Origin of the sequence: Pseudomonas sp. NBRC 111138 (assembly GCF_001320835.1) — a bacterium.
Taxonomy (GTDB): Bacteria; Pseudomonadota; Gammaproteobacteria; order Pseudomonadales; family Pseudomonadaceae; genus Aquipseudomonas; species Aquipseudomonas paracarnis.
Genome location: NZ_BCBO01000038.1, coordinates 1 through 21140, shown reverse-complemented (window position 1 = coordinate 21140; position 21140 = coordinate 1). Strand labels below are relative to the sequence as shown.

At 60.1% G+C, this 21140-nt stretch carries 19 protein-coding genes; 10 read left to right on the top strand and 9 right to left on the bottom strand.

Annotation, left to right across the window (positions count from 1 at the left end):
* Positions 1-97: 97 nt before the first annotated feature.
* The 5 genes from APH41_RS07430 to APH41_RS07410 form a co-directional block, all read right to left on the bottom strand.
* Positions 98-1384, bottom strand: a complete 1287-nt coding sequence (locus tag APH41_RS07430) for an ABC transporter substrate-binding protein (RefSeq protein WP_003193767.1) — start codon at positions 1382-1384, stop codon at positions 98-100.
* Positions 1385-1488: 104 nt separating this feature from the next.
* The gene (locus APH41_RS07425) at positions 1489-2748 is read right to left on the bottom strand and encodes an AGE family epimerase/isomerase (RefSeq protein ID WP_054918228.1); all 1260 of its coding nucleotides are present in this window, start codon (positions 2746-2748) and stop codon (positions 1489-1491) included.
* A gap of 229 nt (positions 2749-2977) precedes the next feature.
* On the bottom strand, positions 2978-3802 hold the full coding sequence (locus APH41_RS07420; protein WP_054918227.1) for a hypothetical protein: 825 nt from the start codon (positions 3800-3802) through the stop codon (positions 2978-2980).
* Positions 3803-3929: 127 nt separating this feature from the next.
* The gene (locus APH41_RS07415; RefSeq protein WP_054918226.1) at positions 3930-4928 is read right to left on the bottom strand and encodes an NAD(P)-dependent oxidoreductase; all 999 of its coding nucleotides are present in this window, start codon (positions 4926-4928) and stop codon (positions 3930-3932) included.
* A gap of 52 nt (positions 4929-4980) precedes the next feature.
* On the bottom strand, positions 4981-5874 hold the full coding sequence (locus APH41_RS07410; RefSeq protein ID WP_054918225.1) for a LysR family transcriptional regulator ArgP: 894 nt from the start codon (positions 5872-5874) through the stop codon (positions 4981-4983).
* Between the two features lie 100 nt (positions 5875-5974).
* On the opposite strand from APH41_RS07410, the gene APH41_RS07405 reads away from it, so the two are divergent.
* The 5 genes from APH41_RS07405 to APH41_RS07380 all read left to right on the top strand — a co-directional run bounded on the left by APH41_RS07405 (position 5975) and on the right by APH41_RS07380 (position 13188).
* Entirely contained in the window at positions 5975-6574 is a 600-nt protein-coding gene (locus APH41_RS07405; RefSeq protein WP_054918224.1) for a LysE/ArgO family amino acid transporter, read from the top strand.
* Between the two features lie 178 nt (positions 6575-6752).
* Positions 6753-7349 (top strand): superoxide dismutase, encoded by a 597-nt coding sequence (locus APH41_RS07400; RefSeq protein WP_003175739.1) that lies wholly within the window; start codon positions 6753-6755, stop codon positions 7347-7349.
* Between the two features lie 565 nt (positions 7350-7914).
* Positions 7915-9966 (top strand): bifunctional diguanylate cyclase/phosphodiesterase, encoded by a 2052-nt coding sequence (locus tag APH41_RS07390; RefSeq protein ID WP_054918219.1) that lies wholly within the window; start codon positions 7915-7917, stop codon positions 9964-9966.
* A 126-nt stretch (positions 9967-10092) separates the two neighbouring features.
* Complete coding sequence (locus APH41_RS07385; protein WP_054918215.1) at positions 10093-11430, top strand: imelysin family protein; 1338 nt, start codon at positions 10093-10095, stop codon at positions 11428-11430.
* Between the two features lie 303 nt (positions 11431-11733).
* Entirely contained in the window at positions 11734-13188 is a 1455-nt protein-coding gene (locus APH41_RS07380) for a TrkH family potassium uptake protein (RefSeq protein ID WP_003193780.1), read from the top strand.
* Here APH41_RS07380 and APH41_RS07375 read toward each other — a convergent pair.
* A complete protein-coding gene (locus APH41_RS07375) occupies positions 13145-14203 on the bottom strand; it encodes an AraC family transcriptional regulator (RefSeq protein ID WP_054896696.1) in 1059 nt (352 codons plus the stop codon). The genes APH41_RS07380 and APH41_RS07375 overlap by 44 nt on opposite strands.
* 160 nt (positions 14204-14363) lie before the next feature.
* On the opposite strand from APH41_RS07375, the gene APH41_RS07370 reads away from it, so the two are divergent.
* The 3 genes from APH41_RS07370 (at position 14364) to APH41_RS07360 (ending at position 16521) form a co-directional block, all read left to right on the top strand.
* Positions 14364-14675 (top strand): DUF962 domain-containing protein, encoded by a 312-nt coding sequence (locus APH41_RS07370; RefSeq protein WP_034128574.1) that lies wholly within the window; start codon positions 14364-14366, stop codon positions 14673-14675.
* Between the two features lie 363 nt (positions 14676-15038).
* Entirely contained in the window at positions 15039-15221 is a 183-nt protein-coding gene (locus APH41_RS07365) for a hypothetical protein (protein WP_054918213.1), read from the top strand.
* Positions 15222-15324: 103 nt separating this feature from the next.
* A complete protein-coding gene (locus APH41_RS07360) occupies positions 15325-16521 on the top strand; it encodes an MFS transporter (RefSeq protein ID WP_054896694.1) in 1197 nt (398 codons plus the stop codon).
* Here the strand turns inward: APH41_RS07360 and arfB are convergent.
* From arfB to APH41_RS07345, 3 genes are all read right to left on the bottom strand, one after another.
* Positions 16518-16931 (bottom strand): alternative ribosome rescue aminoacyl-tRNA hydrolase ArfB, encoded by a 414-nt coding sequence (gene arfB, locus APH41_RS07355; RefSeq protein WP_034128536.1) that lies wholly within the window; start codon positions 16929-16931, stop codon positions 16518-16520. The genes APH41_RS07360 and arfB overlap by 4 nt on opposite strands.
* An 11-nt stretch (positions 16932-16942) precedes the next feature.
* A complete protein-coding gene (locus APH41_RS07350; protein WP_054918208.1) occupies positions 16943-17626 on the bottom strand; it encodes a pentapeptide repeat-containing protein in 684 nt (227 codons plus the stop codon).
* A gap of 100 nt (positions 17627-17726) precedes the next feature.
* Complete coding sequence (locus tag APH41_RS07345) at positions 17727-19148, bottom strand: amino acid permease (RefSeq protein WP_034128538.1); 1422 nt, start codon at positions 19146-19148, stop codon at positions 17727-17729.
* 647 nt (positions 19149-19795) lie between these two features.
* On the opposite strand from APH41_RS07345, the gene APH41_RS29020 reads away from it, so the two are divergent.
* Positions 19796-19933, top strand: a complete 138-nt coding sequence (locus tag APH41_RS29020) for a hypothetical protein (protein ID WP_003175756.1) — start codon at positions 19796-19798, stop codon at positions 19931-19933.
* A gap of 73 nt (positions 19934-20006) precedes the next feature.
* A complete protein-coding gene (locus tag APH41_RS07335) occupies positions 20007-20966 on the top strand; it encodes a hypothetical protein (RefSeq protein WP_054896691.1) in 960 nt (319 codons plus the stop codon).
* The last annotated feature ends 174 nt before the right edge of the window (positions 20967-21140 follow it).

Genomic DNA, 21140 nt, shown 5'->3' with positions numbered 1-21140 from the left:
CAGTACAGGGAAAAAGGACTACAGCCTGCAGGAACCCGCTTTTGTGGCGAGGGAGCTTGCTCCCTCGCCACAGCAAGCCGGGTTCCTACATAGGGTGTTACTTGGCCGACTTGATCGCCGCGCCAAGCTTCTTGGCCGTGTCGGCCGGGTCGGCTTTCGGGTCGTTGATGAAGTTGGTCACGACATCAAAGAACGCACCTTGCACCGCCAGGGTGGTGGCCATGTTGTGCGCCATGCTTGGCTGCAGGCCGCCAGTCTTGGCGTCGGCCAGGAAGTCCTTGGCGGCGGTCTGGGCGCAGGAATCAAAGCCGTAGGATTCCATCTTGGTCAGCATGTCGTTACGCACAGGGATCGAGCCCTTGTTGATGCTGAACACCTTCTGGAAGTTTTCACCCAGCACTACTTTGGCGATGTCCTGCTGACCCGCAGCAGTGCCTTTGTCTTTCTGCTTGAACACCGCCAGGGAGTCGATGTTGTAGGTGAAGGCTTTATCAGTGCCCGGGAAAGCAACGCACTCATAATCCTTGCCGGCGACTTTCTTGGCGGCGGTCCATTCAGACTTGGCCCAGTCGCCCATGATCTGCATGCCGGCCTTGCCGTTGATGACCTTGCCAGCTTCCAGGTTCCAGTCCTGGCCCTTGCCGTCGACGTCCATGTAGGTCGCGACTTTCTTCAGCTCGGTGAGGGCCTTGACCATTTCCGGGCCGGTCAATGCGCCGTTATCCAGGTCGACCAGCGCTTTCTTGTAGCCATCAGCGCCCATTACCGAAAGCACCACCGCTTCGAACACGGTGCTGTCCTGCCAAGGCTGGCCGCCGTGGGCGAGCGCAATGAAGCCTGCAGCCTTGAGCTTGTCGCCCGCTGCGTAGAATTCTTCGAGGGTGGTTGGGTTCTTGGTGATGCCGGCTTTCTTGAAGACTTCCGGGTTGATCCACAGCCAGTTCACGCGATGGATATTCACCGGCACGGCCACGTAGTCACCGTCGTATTTCACGGTGTCGGAGACTTTCTTGTCGAGCAGCGAATCCCATTTTTCTTCTTTGGCGACGTCTTTGAGCACGTCGGTGTCGAGCAGGCCAGTAGAGGCCCATTCCTGGATATCGGGGCCTTTGATCTGGGCAACGCCTGGCGGGTTGCCAGCGACCGCACGGCTTTTCAGCACGGTCATGGCGGTGGCGCCACCGCCGCCTGCCACTGCACCGTCTTTCCAGGTGAAGCCGTCTTTCTCAACTTGGGCCTTCAGGACATCCACAGCCGCTTTTTCACCGCCGGAGGTCCACCAATGCACCACTTCCACCGTACCTTTGGAGTCGGCGGCAAATGCACTGAGGGGGAACAACGAGGCAATGGAAATAGCGACGGCGAGGCGATTAATCGCGTTCATCTGAGTACCTTTTCTTGTTGTTATGCATGCAAGTCTAGAGCTTGCGCTGCACGGAGTTTAAACATGGATTTTCGGGGCGCAGGTAACAAAGGGACGTACAAATGTCACCACCTGGTGACATAGCATCCGCTGCCCAATGCACTGGCCAGGCTGGGTGCCAAGGGCAGTGCAGGCAGCACGACCGCTTGCCAGGCATGGTACAGGTCAGGTTTGCCGCCCCAGATTTTACTGCTGGGTTGGTTGTGCGGGCTGAGTTCGTGGTGCCAACTGCCCTGGAGCCGGTCGATGAAGTGGGTTTCGCAAAACTCCCAGAAGCGTCGGTACCAGGTTTCGTAATGCAGCTCGCCGGTACGTTTGAGCAGCGCCTGAGCAGCGGCGCTGGCTTCAGCATGGGTCCAGTGCAGGCGCTCGCGTACCACCGGGCGCTGGTTCCAATCCAGAGTGTAGACAAGGCCCGGCGCACCATCCACCGCCCAGGCGTACTCGCAGGCACTGGCAAACAGGCCTTTGGCGTCGCTCACCAGCCAGTCCGGCGTGGCTAGCTTGGCCTTGAGGCGCGCAGCTTCAAGGTGCAGCAACAACCGCGCCCATTCGAAACCATGGCCGGGGGTGATGCCGTAGGGGCGAAAGCCATCGGCGGGGTTGTCTTGGTTGTAACCGAGCAACGGCTTCCAGTGCGCATCGAAATGTTCGATGACCATGAATTGATTGCCAGCGGCATGGGTGTGGATCACCCGTTCGACGATGCGCAGCGCACGGTCCAGCCAACGTGTATCACCACTGACATCGGCCAATGCCAGGAAAGCTTCGGTGGCGTGCATGTTGCTGTTGGCGCCACGATAGGCTTCGACGCCGCTCCAGTCCCGGGCAAAGGATTCAAGCATGACGCCCTCCTCTTCGCTCCAGAAGAACTGGTCGATGATATGGACGGCGTCGTTCATTAATGTGCGCGCACCCGGCGCGCCGGCCACCACGGCAGAGCTGGCGGCGAGGGCCACGAAGGCGTGCAGATAGGCGGCCTTGCCGGTGTTGCCATCAGCCGCCTGGGGCGCGGCGAACCAGCCACCGTGCTCACTGTCACGCAGCGGGCCGCTGAGCGCTGCCACACCGTGCGCCACCAGTTCGGCATAACCCGGCAACCCAATGGCATGGGCCATGGCAAAGCTGTGGGTCATGCGCGCGGTGTTCATGGTTTCGGCGCGAGCATTGGCCGGCAACTGGCCTTTATCGTCGAGGTTGCCGAACCCGTCCGGCAGGCGCGATGCCTTGGCGAACGCCAACAGGCGCTGGCCTTCCGCGGCGAGCCAAGCGTGATGGGCAGGTGCATTCAGCCAACTGCTGGCAGGCAGTGGGTGGGTGGTCATGGGTGGCCCTTATTGTTTTTTTGGGATGACCGGAGTCTAAACAAGGGCACGGCAGGGGCAAGTAACGAAGGGGAAAAGAAATGTCACCGAGTGGTGACAATCAACACCTTAATGTAGGAGCGAGCTTGCTCGCGAAAAGCTCACAAGCGCCGCGTTTATTCCAGGGAACCTGCGTGATCGTTAACGTTTTTCGCGAGCAAGCTCGCTCCTACAGAGGATGATTTTGAGTTCATTGACCCAGTGGGGTGACCGCAGCAGGCGCATTGAGACGCTGATTCAAGTTCTGCACCTGGCTCTGCAAGGTGGTGATATTGCGCGTGGTCTGGATGCGGAACACGTCGAATTCCTTGTTGGTCGGCGCGTCGATATTGGCCGGCTGGTTTTCCTGGGCGCTCTTGAGCACCAGCACGTCCTGCTCGAGGCGGGCGATGGCCGCGCTTGGGTTGCCTTGTTTCTTCAAGGCCGCCACATCGTTGGCCAGGCCCTTGCTCTCGGCCTGTGCTGCCGTGAGGCTGGCGACCGCGTCAGTGAGGGCCTGCACCTGGCCTTGCAGTTTGGTATTGGCCGCTGCCAGCTCGGTGTTGCTGGCGCTCATCTGGGCCAGGCGGCTGTCCAGTTCGGTGGTTTGACCGGCGACGCCCAACTGTTGCTTGCCCTGCTCCTGCAACTGGGCTTCCAGTTGCTTGATCTGCAGCTTCAAGGCTTCGCTGCCGTTGTTCACATTCGCTTCGCTGGCCACGACCTTGCCGGAAATCGCCTGTAGCCGTCCTGCCGCTTCCTCGCTGATGCGGGCAAAGCTTTCCTGGGTGGCAACCAACTGCTGGCCCATCAGGGAAATCTGCTGGAAGCTCCACCAGGCCAGGCCCGCAAAGGCGATCAACAGCGCACCGACCAGTGCCCACAACGGGCCAGTGCTGGCGCTCTTGACCTTGACCACGGGCGTCGTTCGCGAACGCACCGACGTCGCGGGGGTCGGCACGAAATCATCGTCATCCCCAAGGTCGGCCCGCAGGCTGGGAACGTTGTCGAAGTCGTCTTTAGCATCGTTACGCATGAATCTACCCTGAATCAATGAGATGGCTGGCTGTAAAGCCGAGCGGCAGGAGTATAAACCGCACTCCCGGCGCATGGATCGACTCGGAACCTGGAATGGGGTTCCCGAAGTGTTGCTGCTTATGAGGTTATTGGCGGCCCGGGTCCTGGGCTTTCCACCAACTGCAGAACTCGTCGAGCGCGGCCCACAGGCTGAACTTGGGCTCGTAGTCGAGATAATGCCTGGCGCGACTGATGTCGAGGGTGAAGTTTTTATTCATCACTTGCATGCCCAGACGCGATAACGCCGGTTCCGGCCGCCCCGGCCACATCGCGCAGAATGCCTCGTTCAACGCCGCCACGCTGTAGGACAAACCGTAGGATCGATAGCGGGTCACTTGGGGCAGCTCCATCTGCCGCATCACGTAGTTCACCACATCCCAGATCGGCACCGGTGCGCCATTGCTGATGTTGTAGGCTTTGCCCAGGGCCGAGCCGGTGGCGAGCAAACTGCTGAGCAGCGCCTCGTTGAGGTTGTGCACGCTGGTGAAGTCGACTTTGTTCAAACCGTCGCCGACGATCGCCAGACGGTTCTTGCGCTGCATTTTCAGCAAGCGCGGGAAGATACTCATATCGCCGGCCCCGGTGACAAAGCGTGGGCGCAGGGCTATCACTTGCAGGCCGAACTCCTGGGCGCCGAACACCTTCTGCTCGGCCAGGTACTTGGTAGCGGCATAGGGATGCTTGAAACGCTTGGGCACTTGCTCTTCGGTGAGCCCAAGGTGATCGCGACCGTCAAAATAGATCGACGGCGACGACAGGTGCACCAGGCGCCCCACGCGCTGTTTCAGGCAGGCTTCGACGACGTTTTCGGTGACCAATACGTTGTTCTGGTGGAAGTCCTGGTACTTGCCCCACAGCCCGACGGCGCCGGCGCAATGCACCACGGCTTCGACATCGCGGCACAGGTCGCGCACAAGGTCGGCATCATTCAAATCACCCTGGATGAACTCGGCACCGCGCCGCACCAGGTGTTCCACACCCTCGGCGCGCCGCCCGTTGACCCGCACGTCCAGGCCCTGCTCAAGGGCGAAGCGCGCAAAGCGCCCGCCAATGAAGCCGCTTGCGCCGGTGACCAGAATTTTCATGTCGTACTCCGTGTTCTTTCATTTTTCATCGCTCTTGCCTTGACGCGCGCCATCACTCCAACGGCACCAACCAATGACCACACACATCGGCCAGATGGTCGGTCAACAAGCCCAACAGTTGCCCGCCACTGCGCCAATGATGCCAGTACAGCGGCACATCGATGGGCTTATCTGGCAATAACTCGACCAATACACCGGTTTCCAACTGGTCGCGCACCTGCAATTCAGGCACCAGGCCCCACCCCAAGCCGGCTTCCGTCAGGCGGATAAAACCTTCGGATGACGGGCATAGATGGTGTTCGAAACCACCGTCCACGCCAAGGGACGCCAGGTAGCGGTGCTGCAGGAAATCATCCGGGCCGAACACCAGCGCAGGCGTGCGCGCCAATTGGTCGGCCCGCACGCCTCCAGGAAAATGCCGCGCCAGAAAGGCCGGGCTGGCCAGCGCCCGATAACGCATGGCGCCCAGCAACAGGCTGCGAGCACCGGCCACAGGACGCTCGCTGGCACAAATGCAGGCCGCCACTTCACCGGCGCGCATGCGCTTGAGGCCCACGGTCTGGTCTTCGACCACCAGGTCCAGCAACACGTGCTGTTCGGCGCAGAAGTCGCTGACTGCCTCGGCCCACCAAGTGGCGAGGCTGTCGGCATTCAGGGCAATGCGCAGGCGCTCAGGCGTGCCCTCCTCGTCCAGGGCCGGCACCTGGCTTTGCAGGTCACGCTCCAGCAAACGCACCTGCTGCACATGGTTGAGCAGGCGCCGACCGATATCGGTGGGCGTTGGCGGCGAGGCCCGTATCAACACCGGCTGGCCGACGCGCGCCTCCAATAGCTTGATGCGTTGGGAGATGGCTGATTGCGACAGCCCCAACACCTGGGCACCGCGCTCAAAGCCGGCTTGTTCCACCACCGCCGCCAAGGCGGAAAGCAATTTATAGTCGAACATCAGTTTCTCTAATGAGCGATCAGCAATATTGGTTTTTCTTATACAGCCCCGACCCGCACCATAGCCAGCATCGTTTGAGCATCAACAAGGATCTCCTTCTATGTGGCAAAGCTATATGAACGGTTTGCTGGTGGCCCTCGGGTTGATCATGGCAATCGGCAGCCAAAATGCATTCGTACTCGCGCAGAGCCTGCGCCGCGAACACCACTTACCCGTGGCGGCGTTGTGTGTGATCTGCGACGCACTGCTAGTGGCCGCTGGGGTATTCGGGCTGGCCACCGTGCTGGCGCAGAGCCCGATACTGCTGGCGGTGGCACGCTGGGGCGGGGCAGCGTTCTTGCTCTGGTACGGCGCATGCGCGCTACGCAGGGCCTGCTCGAAACAGAGCCTGGACCAAAGCGACAGCCTCAAGACACGCTCAATGCGCGCCGTGCTGCTGAGCGCTTTGGCGGTCACCTTGCTCAACCCCCATGTCTACCTGGACACCGTCCTGCTGATCGGCTCCCTGGGCGCGCAACAAACCGAACCCGGTGCCTACGTAGCCGGTGCAGCCAGTGCATCGTTCCTGTGGTTCGCCACCCTGGCGCTGGGTGCGGCATGGTTGGCACCCTGGCTGGCACGCCCGGCCACCTGGCGCCTGCTGGACCTGCTGGTGGCCGCGATGATGTTCTCGGTGGCCTATCAACTGATCAGCGCCTGAGCAATATTCCAAAACGCTCTGGAACCTCTATCCCACACAGTTGTTGCGTGGTTATGCCGCACCCCCGGTGCTATGATCGGCCCCCTGCGCCGCAAAGAGTACAAACTCCCCGGCGCATGTTTGGCCGCCCGTGATCGGCCTTGCGCTCACCGCAACTGACCTGATTAGGAGAATCATCATGGCTTTCGAATTGCCGCCGCTGCCCTACGCACACGATGCCCTGCAGCCGCACATCTCCAAGGAAACCTTGGAATACCACCACGACAAGCACCACAACACCTATGTCGTGAACCTGAACAACCTGGTGCCTGGCACCGAGTTCGAAGGCAAGACCCTGGAAGAGATCGTCAAGTCTTCCTCGGGTGGCATCTTCAACAACGCCGCTCAGGTCTGGAACCACACTTTCTACTGGAACTGCCTGGCGCCGAACGCCGGCGGCCAACCAACCGGCGCACTGGCTGAAGCCATCAACGCTGCGTTCGGTTCGTTCGACAAGTTCAAGGAAGAGTTCACCAAGACTTCGGTCGGCACCTTCGGTTCCGGTTGGGGCTGGCTGGTGAAAAAAGCTGACGGTTCCCTGGCCCTGGCCAGCACTATCGGCGCCGGCAACCCGCTGACCAACGGCGACACCCCGCTGCTGACCTGCGACGTCTGGGAACACGCCTACTACATCGACTACCGCAACGTGCGTCCAAAGTATGTAGAAGCGTTCTGGAACCTGGTCAACTGGAAGTTCGTGGCTGAGCAGTTCGAAGGCAAGACCTTCACTGCCTAAGCGACGCTTGCAGTAAAAAGAGCCCGGCGATTGCCGGGCTTTTTCATGGGCGCCCTGATTGCCATGCCAGAAATCCCGGAACCCAACGGTAACTATTCACCACACAAACGCCAGGAGGAATAAACCTCCTGAATCAATGTGGAGAATGACAATGGATCCTATTTCAACGGCCGCGGGTGCAGTGCCAATGTTATCCGGTCTTCTTGAGAAGGGAATGGACCTGGCGAAAAGCGCACTGGACTTGACGGGCAAACTCGTAGACATAGCGGGTGAACAGTCAAAGGTCGGAGGGGAAGAGCAACAGCCAGAGGGTAAGATCAATTTTTGAGAGCGTCGCCAAACAGAGGGCGGATCTGTTCCGCCTTCTTCTTCTCTGCCCGACGTCCAGCCCACGCCCGGCCCTTTGCCCACGCCTCAAACGTCCTGACATAAGCGGGTATCCCTCCACGTTTATCCAGCCCCCCTCAATTAATCTCAAGCCCGAATGTCCCTTTGACTGCCATCACCAGATTGCCAATACTCATGGCATATTGACGGCCACCCGCATGAGACAAGGAATGCCCCTTTGAAGCTGGAACTCAAGAACAGCTTGTCGGTGAAGTTGCTACGGGTTGTGCTGCTGTCGGCATTGATCGTGGGTGTGGCGCTGAGCGTGGCGCAGATCGTTTTTGATGCCTACAAAACGCGCCAGGCCGTGGCGGGCGATGCCCAGCGCATCCTCGACATGTTTCGCGACCCCTCGACCCAGGCCGTGTACAGCCTGGATCGCGAGATGGGCATGCAGGTGATCGAAGGTCTGTTCCAGGACGACGCTGTGCGCATGGCTTCCATCGGGCACCCCAACGAGACCATGCTGGCGGAAAAAAGCCGTCCTTTACAGCAGTCGCCCAGCCGCTGGTTGACCGACCTGATTCTTGGCCAGGAACGCTCCTTTACTACTGCGTTGGTGGGCAAGGGCCCCTACAGCGAATATTACGGCGACCTGAGCATCACCCTCGACACCGCCACCTATGGTCGAAGTTTTCTGGTCAGCTCGGTCATCATTTTTATCTCGGGCGTATTGCGCGCCCTGGTCATGGGGCTGGTGCTGTACCTGGTGTATCACTGGATGCTCACCAAACCGCTGTCGCGGATGATCGAGCACCTGACCTCGATCAACCCGGACCGCCCCAGCGAGCACAAGATCCCTCAGCTCAAGGGCCACGAACGCAACGAACTGGGGCAGTGGATAAACACCGCCAACCAATTGCTCGAATCCATCGAGCGCAATACCCACCTGCGCCACGAGGCCGAATCGAGCCTGTTGCGCATGGCCCAATACGACTTCCTGACCGGCCTGCCGAACCGCCAGAAGTTGCAGGCGCAACTGGACAAAATCCTCACGGACGCCGGCCGCCGGCAACGCCGTGTCGCGGTGTTGTGCGTGGGGCTGGATGATTTCAAGAGCGTCAACGAGCAATTCACCTACCAGGCCGGCGACAAACTCTTGTTGGCGCTGGCTGATCGCTTGCGCGCCCATAGTGGCCACCTGGGCACGCTCGCCCGCCTGGGCGGCGACCAGTTCGCCCTGGTGCAAGCCGATATCGACCAGCCCTACGAAGCCGCCGAACTGGCGCAAAGCATCCTTGATGACCTGGAAGCAGAGTTCGCCCTTGAGCATGACCTGATCCGCCTGCGCGCCACTATCGGCATCACGCTGTTCCCGGAAGATGGCGACAGCACCGAGAAGTTGCTCCAGAAAGCCGAGCAGACCATGACCCTGGCCAAGAGCCGCTCGCGCAACCGCTATCAGTTTTATATCGCCAGCGTCGACAGCGAAATGCGCCGGCGTCGTGAACTGGAGAAAGACTTGCGAGACGCCTTGGGCCGCGAGCAGTTTCACTTGGTGTACCAACCACAAATCAGCTATCTCGACCATCACGTGGTCGGTGTGGAAGCGCTGCTGCGTTGGCAACACCCGGAACATGGGCTGGTACCGCCGGACTTGTTCATTCCGTTGGCGGAACAGAACGGCACCATCATTCCCATCGGCGAATGGGTGCTGGACCAGGCGTGTCGGCAACTGCGCGAATGGCATGACCAGGGTTTCACCGCGCTGCGCATGGCCGTCAACCTGTCCACCGTGCAACTGCACCACACCGAGTTGCCGCGGGTGGTCAACAACCTGATGCAGATCTATCGCCTGCCGCCCCGCAGCCTGGAGCTGGAAGTGACCGAGACCGGCCTGATGGAAGACATCAGCACCGCCGCCCAGCACCTGCTGAGCCTGCGTCGCTCCGGCGCGCTGATCGCCATTGATGACTTCGGCACCGGCTACTCATCCTTGAGTTACCTCAAGAGCCTGCCCCTGGACAAGATCAAAATCGACAAGAGCTTCGTCCAGGACCTGCAGGACGACGACGATGACGCCACCATCGTGCGCGCCATTATCCAATTGGGCAAAAGCCTGGGCATGCAGGTGATTGCCGAAGGCGTGGAGACTGCCGAACAGGAGGCCTACATCATCTCCGAGGGGTGCCATGAGGGGCAGGGTTATCACTACAGCAAACCGCTGCAGGCCCGGGAGTTGACGGCTTATCTGAAGCAGTCCGAGCGCAATAACGCCGTGAGACTTTGAATTTACACTTCGATACTCAATATTTCCCGCGTATAAGCCTTTACACAAAATGCAAATCTTTCGCATTATGTCGCAGCGTTTGCGCTCCCCGCGCGCCCTTTCAACAACCGAAGCAGGATGTTCGCCATGATTCGTATGCCCCTGGCCACCGCCAGTCTGCTGGCCATTGCCATTTCTCTCGCCGGTTGCGGCGAAGGTAAAGACAAGGCCGCCGCGCCCCAGGCACCCGCTGCCGCCAGCACTACCGCACCGGCGGCTGCCCCGGCTGGCCAGGTCGACGAAGCGGCCGCCAAGGCCGTGGTCGCGCACTACGCAGACATGGTGTTTGCGGTGTACAGCGATGCCGAATCCACCGCAAAAACCCTGCAGACCGCAATCGATACCTTCCTCGTCAACCCGAACGACGAAACCCTGAAAGCGGCCCGTACCGCGTGGATCGCCGCACGCGTACCCTACCTGCAGAGCGAAGTATTCCGCTTCGGCAACACCATCATCGACGACTGGGAAGGCCAGGTGAACGCCTGGCCCCTGGACGAAGGCCTGATCGACTACGTCGACAAGTCCTACGAGCACGCGCTGGGCAACCCAGGTGCGAACGCCAATATCATCGCCAATAACGAGATCCAGGTCGGCGAAGACAAGGTTGACGTCAAGGAGATCACTCCGGAAAAACTCGCCAGCCTCAATGAACTGGGCGGTTCCGAAGCGAACGTCGCCACCGGCTACCACGCCATCGAATTCCTGCTGTGGGGCCAGGACCTCAACGGCACCGGCCCAGGCGCGGGCAACCGCCCGGCATCGGACTACATGACCGGTGACGGTGCAACCGGCGGCCACAACGAGCGTCGCCGCACTTACCTGCGCGCTGTCACCCAACTGCTGGTCAGCGACCTGCAGGAAATGGTCGGCAACTGGAAGCCCAACGTCGAAGACAACTACCGCGCCACTCTGGAGTCGGAACCTGCGACCGATGGCCTGCGTAAAATGCTGTTCGGCATGGGCAGCCTGTCTCTGGGCGAACTCGCCGGGGAGCGCATGAAAGTGTCCCTGGAAGCCAACTCGCCAGAAGACGAGCAAGACTGCTTCAGCGACAACACCCATAACTCGCACTTCTACGACGCCAAGGGCATCCGTAACGTTTACTTGGGCGAATACACCCGTGTTGACGGTACCAAGCTGACCGGCGCCAGCCTGTCGTCCCTGGTGGCCAAGGCCGACCCGGCAGCAGATGCAGCCCTCAAGGCTGACCTGGCCGCCACCGAAGCGAAGATCCAGGTGATGGTTGACCACGCCAACAACGGCGAGCACTACGACCAGTTGATCGCCGCCGACAATGAAAAGGGCAACCAGATCGTGCGTGACTCGATTGCCGCCCTGGTCAAGCAGACCGGCTCGATCGAGGCTGCTGCCGGCAAGCTGGGCATCAGCGACCTGAACCCGGACAGCGCTGATCACGAGTTCTGATCAAGCGCAGTTGAAAGAGGCGACCTGCGGGTCGCCTTTTTCATGCGCGCAATAACTGCCGCCGTTATACCTGTGGGAGCTGGCTTGCCTGCGATGGCGGTGCTTCAGTCGACTGATCTGTAACTGACACACCGCCATCGCAGGCAAGCCAGCTCCCACATTGGATTGCGGGGCGTCAGGTGGATATCCGCCGGCTGGCAGGCCAGCTCCCACAGGGGTTCTCCATCAACCGGCAGCCCTTGGTTTACAAGACCTGCACCGCAGGTAGAATGGCGCCTCTGCCCAATCACCCGAGCGAACTTCATGGCGTTGCCGACCCTGCGCATCATCGGTTTCATCATCGGCATCTTCCTGATCACCCTTGCGGTCGCCATGGTGATCCCGATGGCGACCCTGGTGATCTTCGAACGCACCAGCGACCTGCCCTCGTTCCTGTGGGCCAGCCTGATTACCTTTATCGCCGGCCTGGCGCTGGTCATCCCTGGTCGCCCAGAGCACGTGCACCTGCGCCCCAGGGACATGTACCTGCTGACGGTCAGTAGTTGGGTGGTGGTGTGCATCTTCGCGGCCCTGCCCTTTTTGCTGACCCAGCACATCAGCTACACCGACTCGTTCTTCGAAAGCATGTCCGGCATCACCGCCACAGGCTCCACCGTGTTGAGCGGGCTGGACAGCATGTCGCCGGGCATCTTGATGTGGCGTTCGCTGCTGCACTGGCTCGGCGGTATCGGCTTTATCGGCATGGCGGTGGCGATCCTGCCGCTGCTGCGCATTGGTGGCATGCGCCTGTTCCAGACCGAATCCTCGGACCGCTCGGAAAAGGTCATGCCTCGTTCACACATGGTGGCGCGCCTGATCGTGGCGGCGTATGTGGGCATCACTATCTTCGGCAGCCTGGCCTTCTGGTGGGCCGGAATGGGCGTGTTCGATGCGATCAACCATGCGATGTCGGCGATTTCCACGGGCGGGTTTTCCACCTCGGACGAGTCCCTGGCCCATTGGAAACAACCGGCGGTGCACTGGGTCGCGGTGGTGGTGATGATCCTGGGCAGCTTGCCGTTCGCCCTGTACGTTGCCACTTTACGTGGTAACCGTCGGGCGCTGATCAAGGACCAGCAGGTGCAAGGCTTGCTCGGCCTGTTGCTGGTGACCTGGCTGGTACTCGGCACCTGGTACTGGTGGACCACCAACCTGCATTGGCTCGATGCCTTGCGCCATGTGGCGCTGAACGTGACGTCTGTGGTGACCACCACCGGCTTTGCACTGGGGGACTACAGCTTGTGGGGCAACTTCTCACTGATGCTGTTTTTCTACCTGGGCTTTATCGGCGGCTGCTCGGGCTCCACCGCGGGCGGTATCAAAATCTTCCGTTTCCAGGTGGCCTACATCCTGCTCAAGGCCAACTTGAATCAGTTGATCCATCCGCGCGCGGTGATCAAGCAGAAGTACAACGGCCATCGCCTCGATGAAGAGATTGTGCGGTCGATCCTGACTTTTTCGTTTTTCTTCGCCATCACCATCTGCATGATCGCCCTGGCCCTGTCGCTGCTAGGCGTGGACTGGATGACCGCGTTGACCGGCGCCGCCAGTACCGTTTCCGGCGTGGGCCCCGGCCTGGGCGAAACCATCGGCCCGGCCGGCAACTTCGCCACCCTGCCGGATGCCGCCAAGTGGATCCTGTCCCTGGGCATGTTGTTGGGGCGCCTGGAGATCATCACCGTGTTTGTGTTGTGCATTCCGGCGTTCTGGCGTCACTGACCGACGACGTTTGCTGCAAGCGCGCCCGGTATTCACCGGGCGTGGCATCGAACCAGCGGCGAAACGCGCGGAAAAAGTTGCTCGGGTCGGCAAACCCCAGCAGGTAAGCGATTTCCAGCAAGGTCATGCTGGGTTGTGCCAGGTACTGCTCGGCCAGTTCGCGCCGGGTGTCATCAAGCAAGGCCTGGAAGCTGGTGCCCTCCTCCTGCAGCCGCCGCTGCAAGGTGCGCTGGGACAGGTGCAACGTCTGGGCCACGGCTTCGCGCTTGGGCTCGCCCTGAGGCAACAGGCGGCACAGCACCTGACGCGCCTTGTGGGTCACGCGGCTTTCGGAAAAACGCGCCAGGTATTCACCGGCAAAGCGATCATGCAACAGCGCCATGGCTTCGTTGGCCGTGGGCAGCGGCGCCTCCATGTCAGCCTGCTCGAAAATCAGCGCGTCATAGGGTGCATTGAATTGCAAAGGCGCATGAAAGGCCTGTTGGTAGGGCGCCAGGTCCGCCGGCTGCTCGCCTTGCAGCAGCACTTTGCGGGGCTGCAGGGTGCGCCCGGTGAGCCAGCCGCACAGGGCCAGGGCGCTGGCCAGCGAGGCTTCGGCGCTTTGACGGGTCGGCGGCAGGTGATCGCCATGCACCGTCAGAATCAACGCATAGCCTTCGGGTAACAGTCGAAAACTCAAATCAGCGCTTTCGGCGATGATGCGCTGGTAGCGCACCAATCGCATAAAACCTTCGGCCAGGGTGTTGCTGGACATCAACGCATAACCGGCAACGTGAAACGAGGCCGGGCGCACCACCTTGCCCATGTTCAGGCCAATCGCCGGGTTACCCGACACCTCTACCGCGCGTTGCCACAGGCGGGTCATGGCGTCTTGCGGGAAGCGCGCATCGGGGTCACTGAGGGCGGCGTAGTCCAGGCCCAGTTGCTTGAACAAGGCACGGCAATCCAGGCCATCCATTTCCAGCGCCTTGACGATGCCCATCGCCCAGCTTGCAGAAGTTGTTCGTTCGCTCATGGCGTCTTCTTGTTGAAAGCAGGCTCAAACGGCAGCCAGGAAGCCAAGGATACTAAAGTGGCATCTATTGTCACTGGCTGTTAGCACTGATCACTCTAGACTCAAATAAGCTCCCCGCCGCGCACCCGTTGGCGGCACAGCAACCAGAGGGCCGGTGACCGTGGAAAACATCAAGAAATTCAACAGTTTTGCCGAGTTCTACCCGTACTACCTGAGCGAACATGGCAACAGCACCTGCCGACGCCTGCACTTTATCGGCACCACCCTGGTAATAGGCATTCTGGCGTACGCCATCGGCAGAGGCTCATTGGTTCTGCTGCTGGCGTTGCCCCTGGCAGGCTACAGCTTTGCCTGGATTGGCCACTTCTTCTTCGAAAAGAACCGCCCCGCCACCTTTCAGCACCCGTTCTACAGCTTGCTGGGGGATTTTGTGATGTACCGCGACATGATCCTGGGCAAGGTGCCGTTCTAGGGGTGTGACCTCATGTCACTTGCGCCTGAACCATTAAAAATTGTGCATCTGTGGAGATAAAAGTCTTTTTGTCATTTACGGTGCTGTATCCTGCCAAGGCTTTTTGAGAGCGCGGAATCACCTGCGATTGAAAAAACAGACCTTGCGAGGAGCGACCACGATGCACGAGATACCTAATCTCCCCTTCCCAAGCCTGCACCCAACTGAGCAGCCAACACCGCAGCAGGCCAGCGACAAGCAGCCTGAGGCCAAAGAAGCAAAACCAGTCGAGCGCGAAAGCCGAGACTGACGCCGTACCAGACCGTGTGGAAAGCGCGCCTTTGAGCGCTTTCCACACTGCCTGAATTATCCGAGACCTTCACTATGACCACTTCCCCTTCCGACACGCCGGACGCCGCTGTACTCGACGCTGCCTTGCAGATGGTCGAAGTCTGGAACCGCCTCAGTGCCGACAAGCAAGCAGCACTGCTCAAGCGCTTCGGCACCCAGGAAAACGCCCTGGCGGCCCTGGTGACCACCCAATTGCTGGCCCCCGCCCAAGCTTGATCTGCCTTAGATCTGACGTTTTACATTTTTGCCGCCCTGCCCGGCTTGCGCACCGGTATCATTAGCAGCCTATCTTTACCTGCTGCGACAGTGGATCTCTCCCATGCCAGATACCCAGCGCCCCATGACGGTCACGCTGCAAGTCGTTTCCATCGTGCTGTTTACCTTCATCGGCTACTTGAATATCGGCATCCCCCTGGCCGTACTACCGGGCTATGTCCATAGCCAGTTGGGCTATGGCGCCGTCATCGCCGGGCTGGTGATCAGCGTGCAATACCTGGCAACCCTGCTGAGCCGCCCCTATGCCGGTAAGATCATCGACAATCTGGGCAGCAAGCGCGCCGTGCTGATCGGCTTGGTGGGCTGCGGTTTGAGTGGCGTGTTCATGTTGTTTGCGGCGTGGTTTTCCAGCCTGCCGGCTCTGAGCCTCGGCTGCCTGCTGGTCGGGCGGCTGGTGCTGGGCAGCGCTGAAAGCCTGGTGGGTTCGGGCGCGATTGGCTGGGGCATTGGCCGTGTCGGCGCGGCGAACACGGCCAAGGTTATTTCCTGGAACGGCATTGCCAGCTACGGCGCGCTGGCGGTGGGTGCGCCGTTGGGGGTGCTGCTGGTCAGCCATTTTGGGCTGTGGAGCATGGGCGTCAGCATCATTCTGTTGGCCGTGCTGGGTGTGCTGTTGGCCTGGAAAAAACAAGCGGCGCCGATTGTGCCCGGCGTACGTTTGCCGTTCATGAACGTGCTGGGCCGCGTGCTGCCCCATGGTTGCGCGCTAGCGCTGGGCTCCATCGGCTTTGGCACCATCGCCACCTTTATCACGTTGTATTACAGCACCCAGCACTGGGATAACGCGGTGTGGGCCTTGAGCCTGTTCGGTGCCAGTTTTATCGGCGCACGCTTGCTGTTTGGCAATTTGATCAACCGCATTGGCGGTTTTCGCGTCGCAATCGCCTGCCTGTCAGTGGAAGTACTGGGCCTGCTGTTGCTGTGGCTGGCGCCGGATGCCCAACTGGCGTTGGCGGGTGCGGCGTTGAGCGGTTTCGGCTTTTCCCTGGTGTTCCCGGCGCTGGGGGTAGAGGCGGTCAACCTGGTGCCGGCCTCCAGCCGAGGTTCGGCGGTGGGCGCCTATTCGCTGTTTATCGACTTGTCCCTGGGCATCACCGGGCCGCTGGCGGGCGCCGTGGCGGCAGGTTTTGGCTTTGCCTCAATCTTCCTGTTCGCGGCCCTCGCAGCTTTCGCCGGTTTGCTGCTGAGCTTCTACCTGTACCGCCAGGCGCCTAAGGCCCGCGAAACACGCGACGCCTAGAAGTCGACCTTGCCGCGCCCGGCCTTGATGCTGCCGCGCTTGGTCTTGGACTCCAGGCGGCGTTTCTTCGAACCCAGGGTGGGCTTGGTCGGACGACGCTTTTTCTCGACCTTGGTGGCGCTCTGGATCAACTCCACCAGGCGCTCCAGCGCATCGGCACGGTTCTGCTCCTGGGTGCGATATTGCTGGGCCTTGAGCACCAGCACGCCTTCGCTGGTGATCCGGCTGTCACGCAGCGCCAGCAGGCGCTCCTTGTAAAACTCCGGCAACGACGAGGCCGGAATATCAAACCGCAGGTGCACCGCACTCGACACCTTATTGACGTTCTGCCCACCGGCACCCTGGGCACGAATGGCGGTCAGCTCGATCTCGGCGTCGGGCAGGTGCACATTGTTGGAAATTTCCAGCATCAATCAAAACCTTAGGCAACGGACAAGCCCAACTCGGACAACAATATCGACGCCTGGGCTTTGGAAATCACGGCGCCTTTGAACAGTTTGGCATCATTGAGGCGAAAACCGCTCAAATCTGCACCGCGCAAGTCGGCACCCGCAAAATTAGCGCCGTTGATGCGGGCATGTGCGAGGCTGCAGTCGACCAGTTCAGCCTTGCGAAAGTCCGTATCCGACAAGTCGCTGTCGGAAAAATCCAGATTCTTGAGCACACTTCGAGCAAACGACAACCCGGATAAAAAGGCACTGTTGAGCAGGGTTTCGCTGAAGCTCAGCCCCAGTGACGCGCAATGGGTGAAATTGGCGCCCGTCAGCTTGCACTGGGTAAAAGTCGCCTGGGACAGTTTGCTGCGCTGCCAACGAGTGTTGTTCAGATCGCAACTGTGGAATTGCGCCTCGAGCAGGTTGGCCGCTTCGAAAATGGCGAGGCTGGCTCGGCAGTTTTTCCACTGAGTCCCTTCCAGTCGAGAACCGAGAAACGAGGTCTGGACCAGTGTGCAGCGCTCGAACACCCAGTTGTCCAGTGCCATGCGCGACAGGTCGACGCCACTTAAATCTACTCCGATCAAGCGCAAAGGGCCGCTGTGCCGGTCTATCAAGTCTTCCAGCTCATCGCGCTGCAAGGCGCTATCGGCGACGTCGGTGTATTGCATCGGGGCCTCCGGGCATGCGGAAAAAAGAGGGGGCGATTCTAACCTGCCATACCCACAAAAAACCCGGCAGGGCGCCGGGTTTTCTGCAAGGGGAAAAGTCCTACTCCAGAACCGGACCCGTTGCGCCAATAGCCGGCCGCGCCGTGCGCTTGTTCTTGATCCAGTAACACACTGCCATGAACGCTACCCACACCGGGATCGCATATACCGACACCTGAATCCCCGGCATCATCAGCATGATCACCAGGATAAACACCACGAACGCCAGGCAGATGTAGTTTCCATACGGATACCACAACGCCTTGAACAGCGGCACCTGGCCGGTGCGGTTCATGTGCTGGCGGAACTTGACGTGGGAGAAACTGATCATCGCCCAGTTGATCACCAACGTGGCCACCACCAGCGACATCAGCAGTTCCAGCGCGTCATGGGGCATCAGGTAGTTCATCAGCACCGCCACCAGGGTGATCGCCGCCGAGGCCAGGATCGAACGCACCGGCACGCCGCGCTTGTCGATCTTCGCCAGGGCCCTGGGCGCGTCGCCCTGCTCGGCCATGCCCAAGAGCATGCGGCTGTTGCAGTAGGTACCGCTGTTGTACACCGACAGCGCAGCGGTCAGCACCACGAAGTTGAGGATATGCGCGGCGGTGTTACTGCCCAGCATCGAGAACACCTGCACGAACGGGCTACCGCTGTAGGCATCGCCGGAGGCGTTGAGGGTCGCCAGCAGGCTGTCCCACGGTGTGAGCGACAGCAGTACTACCAGGGCACCGATGTAGAAAATCAGGATGCGGTAGATCACCTGATTGATCGCCTTGGGGATCACGGTACGTGGCTGGTCGGCTTCGGCAGCGGTAAAGCCGAGCATTTCCAGGCCGCCGAAGGAGAACATGATGATCGCCATGGCCATCACCAAGCCGCCGACGCCATGGGGGAAGAAACCACCATGCTCCCACAGGTTGCTGACCGAGGCCTGCGGGCCGCCGCTGCCGCTGACCAGCAGGTAGCTGCCCAAGGCAATCATGCCGACGATCGCCACCACCTTGATGATGGCGAACCAGAACTCGGCTTCACCGAAGACTTTGACGTTGGCCAGGTTGATCACGTTGATCAGCACGAAGAAGGCCGCCGCAGAGACCCAGGTCGGAATCTCCGGCCACCAGTAATGCACGTACTTGCCGACGGCCGTCAGCTCCGACATACCCACCAGAATGTACAGAATCCAGCAGTTCCAGCCCGACAGAAAACCGGCGAAACCGCCCCAGTACTTGTGGGCAAAATGGCTGAAGGAGCCGGCGACGGGCTCCTCGACGATCATTTCGCCAAGCTGGCGCATGATCATGAAGGCGATAAAGCCGCAAATGGCATAGCCCAGGATCATCGACGGGCCGGCGGATTTGAGCACCCCGGCCGAGCCCAGGAACAGGCCGGTGCCGATGGCGCCACCGAGGGCGATCAACTGGATATGCCGATTTTTCAGGCCGCGTTTCAGCTCGCCTGAAGAGGAATGGGGTCCACTCATGAAAAGGGTCTCACGCAAGGTTTGAAGAGTTGAATGCAGGTTGCTGCCTTGAATTACCGACTCAAGCAGCGCCGCTCAAACCCCAGCGCAGGCACCAGGAGTACAGCGTCTTTCTAATGGTCATGCGTCACCTGTTTGTTTTTATCTGTGACGAAATCGAACCCGTCCGGCTCGTGGCCAGGCGGAGTGATCAGGGGGATCAAACCCTGAGGTCTTGGCCTTTTGCGTGGGTACGCAAGGGGGGTCACAGTAAAACGCGGCGCATTGTACACCGCTCGACAGCTTCGGCACGCACCGGGAAAGTGCACAGGCAATTCTGTCAGCTAATGCTTACATCGGAGCGCCCCCCAACAACGGCAGGGCAGTTGCGTAAATCTATCGTTACACCACGGAAATCCTGCGTTACAGCCAGACTTTGGCAGCCCTCAACGGAATTCTGTCGGAAGGCCACGTCTGAAGAATCGCTTCAGCCAATTCACTGTTTTGCCTGAATAAAAAAATCCGCCAAAAAACAGAAGAAAAAATCCAAATGAAACCGTGTCAATAAATTTTTTGCATTTCGAAACACTCTCTTCTAGGTTCTTTCCACTTGCCCGCGAAGCCCGTGGGTGAGCCGTTCTCAATCAACGTCCTCTAGGAGATACACCATGCAAGCACTGGAAAACGACCTGGAAACCGAACTGCAACTCGACGATTGGTTTGAAGCGCCGACCCATGAGGCCGCCGTTGAAATGATGCAAGCCGATGCCGTTGTGCCTTTTGGCACCGCGATGTGGCCTTTCTAATAACCGGCAGGCATCCGGCAGGCGCTGTGCACGGCGCCTGCCCCCTTACCCAAGGCACCGAAGGACACCCGTCATGGACAAGGCCCGCGCCGTCGAACACTTTCTCTACTACCTTGCTCACCACCCGGCCCTCAACGGCCTGAACCGCCCCACCGTGTTGCTGGGCCATACCGAGCGCTATGACGCCATCGCCCAGGCGATCACCCACGGCAGCGCCGCCCGCTTCAACTTCCAACTGCAACGCCTGGACCTGGCGCCCAGCGACACCCTGGCAAAGGCCATTCAAACCTGTGATCTGTACCTGTTTCTCTACGATTCCTCCACGCTGCCCAACCCACGCGCCGAAGGCCCTGACTTTATCCGCGCCCTGCAAGGCGTGATGGCCGAGCACTGGAAGAAATCCCTGCTGTTCAAGGATTACGGCGACTATTTTTACGACACCTTCAGCGTCGAGCCCCAACGCATCGCCGACCTCAACGCCACACTGATCCGGCGCATGGCCCAGGCCAACGTGCTGAGTTTTACCGACAAACACGGTTCGCGCCTGGAAGCGCCGATGAGCAGCATCAAGAAGTGGACCAATATCAACGGCGTCGGCAACCACGACCTGGCGCCCGGCGAAATCGCCACCCACAGCGAAGCCATCAACGGCCAGGTGCGGTTTGTCGGCACCTTCCTCAGTACCATCCCCTTTGCACGCAAATACGGCGTGCTGCAATCGCCGCTGGAGTTATGGATCGAGAACTCCACCGTTTGCAGCGTGGCCAGCGAAGTGCCGGGGCTGGCAGATGACTTCAACAAGTACCTGAATGCCAACCCGTCCAACCGTCGCGTGGAGGAGTTGGGGATTGGCACCAATGAAGGGGTCAAGGACCTGTATGCGCGCAATGCCGGGTTTGAAGAGCGTCACTGCGGGCTGCACCTGGGCTTGGGTGGCGGGCAGAAAGGCAGTCATCACCTGGACCTGATCTTTGCCAGTGGGGTATTGGCGCTGGATGACAAGCCGGTGTTTGATGGCGCCTTTGCCTTTTAAAAGACCGTCAGACGTGTAGAGATCCCTGTGGGAGCCGGGCTTGCCCTAATGCCAGTCAGTTAAGAGCTAGAGCAGACAACCAGTGACTTGTGGCGAGGGAGCTTGCTCCCGCTGGACTGCGTAGCAGTCCCATTTTTGGGGCCGCTTCGCGCCCCAGCGGGAGCAAGCTCCCTC

Excerpts from the sequence above, each read along its gene's own strand:
- APH41_RS07430 (WP_003193767.1), bottom strand. The coding sequence starts at position 1,384 with ATGAACGCGATTAATCGCCTCGCCGTCGCTATTTCCATTGCCTCGTTG.
- APH41_RS07425 (WP_054918228.1), bottom strand. The coding sequence starts at position 2,748 with ATGACCACCCACCCACTGCCTGCCAGCAGTTGGCTGAATGCACCTGCC.
- APH41_RS07420 (WP_054918227.1), bottom strand. The coding sequence starts at position 3,802 with ATGCGTAACGATGCTAAAGACGACTTCGACAACGTTCCCAGCCTGCGG.
- APH41_RS07415 (WP_054918226.1), bottom strand. The coding sequence starts at position 4,928 with ATGAAAATTCTGGTCACCGGCGCAAGCGGCTTCATTGGCGGGCGCTTT.
- APH41_RS07410 (WP_054918225.1), bottom strand. The coding sequence starts at position 5,874 with ATGTTCGACTATAAATTGCTTTCCGCCTTGGCGGCGGTGGTGGAACAA.
- APH41_RS07405 (WP_054918224.1), top strand. The coding sequence starts at position 5,975 with ATGTGGCAAAGCTATATGAACGGTTTGCTGGTGGCCCTCGGGTTGATC.
- APH41_RS07400 (WP_003175739.1), top strand. The coding sequence starts at position 6,753 with ATGGCTTTCGAATTGCCGCCGCTGCCCTACGCACACGATGCCCTGCAG.
- APH41_RS07385 (WP_054918215.1), top strand. The coding sequence starts at position 10,093 with ATGATTCGTATGCCCCTGGCCACCGCCAGTCTGCTGGCCATTGCCATT.
- APH41_RS07380 (WP_003193780.1), top strand. The coding sequence starts at position 11,734 with ATGGCGTTGCCGACCCTGCGCATCATCGGTTTCATCATCGGCATCTTC.
- APH41_RS07375 (WP_054896696.1), bottom strand. The coding sequence starts at position 14,203 with ATGAGCGAACGAACAACTTCTGCAAGCTGGGCGATGGGCATCGTCAAG.
- APH41_RS07365 (WP_054918213.1), top strand. The coding sequence starts at position 15,039 with ATGACCACTTCCCCTTCCGACACGCCGGACGCCGCTGTACTCGACGCT.
- APH41_RS07360 (WP_054896694.1), top strand. The coding sequence starts at position 15,325 with ATGCCAGATACCCAGCGCCCCATGACGGTCACGCTGCAAGTCGTTTCC.
- arfB (WP_034128536.1), bottom strand. The coding sequence starts at position 16,931 with ATGCTGGAAATTTCCAACAATGTGCACCTGCCCGACGCCGAGATCGAG.
- APH41_RS07350 (WP_054918208.1), bottom strand. The coding sequence starts at position 17,626 with ATGCAATACACCGACGTCGCCGATAGCGCCTTGCAGCGCGATGAGCTG.
- APH41_RS07345 (WP_034128538.1), bottom strand. The coding sequence starts at position 19,148 with ATGAGTGGACCCCATTCCTCTTCAGGCGAGCTGAAACGCGGCCTGAAA.
- APH41_RS29020 (WP_003175756.1), top strand. The coding sequence starts at position 19,796 with ATGCAAGCACTGGAAAACGACCTGGAAACCGAACTGCAACTCGACGAT.
- APH41_RS07335 (WP_054896691.1), top strand. The coding sequence starts at position 20,007 with ATGGACAAGGCCCGCGCCGTCGAACACTTTCTCTACTACCTTGCTCAC.